The sequence below is a fragment of the Leptolyngbya cf. ectocarpi LEGE 11479 genome (genome assembly GCF_015207065.1).
GTDB classification, from domain to species: domain Bacteria; phylum Cyanobacteriota; class Cyanobacteriia; order Phormidesmidales; family Phormidesmidaceae; genus Leptothoe; species Leptothoe ectocarpi.
In genome coordinates, this window is sequence record NZ_JADEXP010000446.1 from 1 (window position 1) to 4589 (window position 4589).

Below are 4589 nucleotides of genomic sequence, written 5' to 3' on the forward strand. Positions count from 1 at the left end.
CCCTTACCCTCACCGTATCCCCAGCCAACAAACTCAAATTCCCAGCTGTCTGTAACTGACTCTCCTCTAAAATCAAATTCTCCCTCGCAGACAACACTGCCGACTGAGCCGCCAACTCCTGCACCCGCACATCACCGCTCACCCCCTCCACCAACACATCACCATTCGGCGCAAACAATCCCCCAGTACTGTCAATATCCCCTGCTGACAGCGTCAAATTCTCACCTACCTCCAACAGCGCCTCATTCCCCAACGCTGCCGCCAACTCCCGATCAAACCGCACCCCAATCGGCACATCCACATCAATATCCAACAGCTGCGGCACCCCCGGACTCGTCGCACTAAACACCGACCCATCCGGCAACACCAGCTCATCCGCCGTACTCACCGTCAACGATCCCGGAATATCCAAACTCGCATCCGGTCCAAACAACACACCGTTCGGATTAATAAAAAACAAATCTGCATTCCCCAGCACTCCCAACGTGCCAAACAGATGCGATGGATTCTGCCCTGTCACCCGACTCAAAATATTAAACACACCGTCCGGGTTCGCAAAATTCGCTGTCCATCCCTCGCCGATGTTAAATTCTTCAAAGCTGTGAAACAAATATTCATCTCGCAGCGCTCCACCCCCGAGTAAATCCACCTGGGGAGCCACCGTTGTCACCGTAGAGCCTTCTGACCCAAGCGTGCCATCAGGAGTAATTAGATGCGACTGTGCCGCCACCGGGATCTCACCTGCAGCCAAAACACCACTAACCGAAAGCACTGCCGAGTAAATCAGAGCACGTAAACGCATAGCTATAACTTCCAGAGAACTACAGGGATGGGGGTGTGCTACGTAGATACACGTAATCAGAGTAATGATAGTCCCCCTATTCCGGGTTCTGTCAATAGAACAGAATATTAAGTTTTCCCCAACATAAAACTCTCAGGTTATTCGGTTTGTCTATTCTCCAAAAGTAGAGGATTACCTAAGAGCTGGAAGTTTTAGGATAGAATCCAGCAGGATGGACTATAAGTTGTACACTTCTAATCCGTCGTTACTGTCAAGGTATATTCACCTTCACTTAGAAAATCGTAAGTATTTGCAATCACTTGATACTGTCCCGTATGGGGCAAAACCACGTCAAGCTGAGCATTTTGCGCCCCACCTGAATCATCATCAGTAGCGATGGTATTTCCATCAGCATCTAGGAGGATCACATAGGTATCAAACGCATTACTCTTCATCTCGATGCGTACCCGCTGACCGGCCTGTCCGCTAAAGCGATAATCGTTATAAAAGCTACCATCCTGCAGGATTTTATTCTGTTCTAAGGGTAAATAACTCAATACCCCTAATAACAGCTTACGTTCCGCCTCTAGCTCAATAACTGACTCAATACTGGCCAATCGTGTACGACACTTAACAATCTGCTCTACCACCTGATCTACTGTCCAATCACTGGGCAGTGTCGATAGCAAATGAGGCAACCCCGTAAAATCTAACGGAGCCATATTGAAGTACCATTCCTGTTGATGAGGCTCTAATACTGACAGTGCCTCGTTTGCCAGATTTTCACCCAGCACCTTGCCCTGAAAACAGGTAGGCACAGTCCCTGGTTGTGCAACAAAGCGTACTCCCCAGATCTGCTCCCCTTGTTTGTTAAAAAATGCAAACAATTCCGATGCTGCATCGGGATCCATCGTGCTACTAATCAAGTGAGTGCCATTGGGGAGAGAGGACCACTGCCAGGCAGTCGAAGAAGGAACAGGAGGCGTGGGGGAGACAGATTGCCCTTGAGCAGTAAGCGGTGGTAATAGCATTAATGCAGCACCCATCAACCCATAAGCCAGTTTTGGATTTGCCCATCTCATAGTGCGGTCTCCATCACAGCTAAAGCATTCTTCACAGTTAGAACTGAAAACTTTATTCTTAACAAGTTCACAATCAGTAACTCAGATTTTATTCCAAAATGTCATCATCACTATCATCCTTCTAAATTTCTTTCAGAATCATGCTCCAAAGATTTTGTATCAGCTCCGCTTCACCGTTATTACAGGCCCCATATTGAGTAAATACAATAGGAGTAAACCATCCTGGCTCAAATAAGAACGTAAGAAACTTAAATAGCGATATCACCATGTCGTCCTCTAACTCAATCATTCACATCAGATTCTTAACCAACCTGTAATCCTCAGCTATAACAGTCATTGGTCGCTCAAACAAAAACTCACTGTAGTCTGCTAAATCATCAACACCAACATAGTTTAAGAGCACTTCAGCTGTTATCCACAATACAAAACGAATAGTTAAAGTGTGACAAGAAGACGGCTTATGGAGCTTTGTCGGCAACATTGATTTTCTCCTGTTACGACTATGTTTGATTACACTTATTTGAGTACCACGGGTGATTGCAGCTGCAGCACATAGAGGCTGTTGGGTTCAATACTGCTGTATCTCACTGTTTCAGGTTGGCTGGAGCCGGAAAAAGAGCCTAGTAAAGCACCCGCTGTTGCGCCAATTCTCTGTGAATCCGCATCACACGCTCCAGAAATAAAGCTATCAACCAAACACCCCAGAGCCATGCCTTGTCTACTCGTACTTCTAATAGAATTATGTCTCGAGCTAGCTTGGTGATGCACCATGGGAACCTCTATACTGGGTATGATTGGACTCAGTGCACTTACAGGTAGCAGTTGCCCATTGACGATAATGGCTTCAGCAACAATTTGAGCACCACCACGGGAAGGAGTTAATGTCGCTTGCACTAAAGACTGGGCAGGAATTAACATTTGACCGGATACATCCGTGATCGGCTGCACTAAGACCAACATTAAAGGAGTTGGCTGAGCACGGTTAATATCAATATCAACTTGATTCGGCACGGCAACAACAAGTGCTGTCGATTGTGGAATTGTGATGGATTTGCTAGCAAGCGTTGAAGCTTCTAGCTTCTGCGGATAGCTTTCAGTAGCATAACTAGAGTGAGTCCCTCCTAAAAGTGTTAGAGACAGAGCTAAACCGAAACAAAGTTGCTTTAACATGGTAAACCTCTAATTTATTCAAGATAGTTAGATTGATTGTCTAGAAAAGAGATGATGAGTAGATTATCCCAAACAGAAATGGTGAAATCATTTGGCTAACTAACATTGCTTAGCCAAATGACTTGACTTACCAACCTTCCATCAACATTTGGAGATAAGTATCTTGACGTTGTCCATCAATCTCATAGGTGCGTATTCGCTCTCGAGTATCAATAGCGTGGTGTTGTACATCAGTTTGAAGCCTTGTGGCTTCTATATGGGCGGCCCCTTGAACAAACGCATCACAGTTTTGACCAGCTGTTACTTGCGTGACGCTTGAGTGATCATGCTCGTAAGTACTACCGTATTGCTGAGCATTACGACCGCTGCGTTCACGGTTGGTAGCCTGCTGATTCCGGTCAGTAGATTCGCTACCGCCTTGCCCATTTATACCAAAGCCTGCAAAGCTAAAGCCACCACCACCCTGTCTAGAACGATGCCGATAATCATCGGAACGCATTGAATGATTATTCTCAAACTGACTTTGTGAAGCATGGTTGCTTTGAGTTCTGAGCCGATCAGTTTGTTGATTAGCGGCAACAATATCTGAACAATAAGCTCTTGGATTATTAGCTAGTACATCTGGATCTACCCAACTTTGTGCTTGTACTGGGGCTATACCAACAAATAAAGTAGCGACTGAAACAATAGAGGGCAATAACTGTTTAGACATGATTCTTACTCCATTCGATTGCTTTGATAACCTATAGATTTCAGATTTTGTGTTTATGCACCTGTGGATATTTAAACTCGTCAAATTTATGGCTCACAGGTATTTGCTTGGATGCACCATGTAAAAAAATCACTGTTTACCAATCGCTGTAGGGATAGTAAGACTGATCTGGCATTCCATCTCCATCAGTGTCTCGGGAATAATTTACTGAAGAAGGCACATCCCAATTATTTTGGAAAGAATCATAATTGCTAGATTCAGAAGTTGAGGCGGCACAGTTACTGCGTTGGCTTATATACTCCCCCAGACACTGCCCCTGTTGCCAAGCTTCTCCAACTAAACCTGCACCGGTACCTACTGCTAAACCAGCGGGCGCTGCTTCAGGGCCTAAGAAAATTGTTGTTAGTCCCGCACCTGTACCTGCTGATTCAGCTATGGTCCCTAATGCATTAGAGCCTGCATGGGTGGCACAAGCTTGTAAATCTTGAAATGCTTGCTCAAGACATTGTGTAGAAGGGTTTGCAACGGCTGATAGAGGTGGAATAATAGCCGTCACAATCGGTAGTAGGCAGAGGGTTAATTTTAAGTTCATCGTTTTTTCCACTATTTGAAATGTACAGTGACCTATAGATTGACTTCTCCAGTTTTATGCACTGCAATAGCCAACTCTTCTTGAAAACTCTTCTGCATGGCTAACTGTGAAGCTATAGCCGTAACCTCACGGTTCGCTAGAAAATATAGGAGAATAGCGAATAGCGTAATAATGCCCAAAATCGTATCCCAGCCAAGCAATGGCCCAGTTGATCAGTAACGAACGCGTCGATGATATCCCACTGCTATTAAG

5 protein-coding genes are annotated in these 4589 nt (G+C 45.2%); all 5 read right to left on the bottom strand.

The window, feature by feature from the left end:
• A partial coding sequence (locus IQ260_RS28000) for a filamentous hemagglutinin N-terminal domain-containing protein (protein WP_193996356.1) occupies positions 1-802 on the bottom strand: 802 nt, incomplete at its 3' end.
• A 233-nt stretch (positions 803-1035) separates the two neighbouring features.
• On the bottom strand, positions 1036-1863 hold the full coding sequence (locus IQ260_RS28005; RefSeq protein ID WP_193996357.1) for a PPC domain-containing protein: 828 nt from the start codon (positions 1861-1863) through the stop codon (positions 1036-1038).
• 516 nt (positions 1864-2379) lie between these two features.
• Positions 2380-3033, bottom strand: a complete 654-nt coding sequence (locus IQ260_RS28015; protein WP_193996359.1) for a hypothetical protein — start codon at positions 3031-3033, stop codon at positions 2380-2382.
• A gap of 127 nt (positions 3034-3160) precedes the next feature.
• Entirely contained in the window at positions 3161-3745 is a 585-nt protein-coding gene (locus tag IQ260_RS28020) for a hypothetical protein (protein WP_193996360.1), read from the bottom strand.
• Positions 3746-3881: 136 nt separating this feature from the next.
• Entirely contained in the window at positions 3882-4337 is a 456-nt protein-coding gene (locus tag IQ260_RS28025; RefSeq protein WP_193996361.1) for a hypothetical protein, read from the bottom strand.
• Positions 4338-4589: the final 252 nt, after the last annotated feature.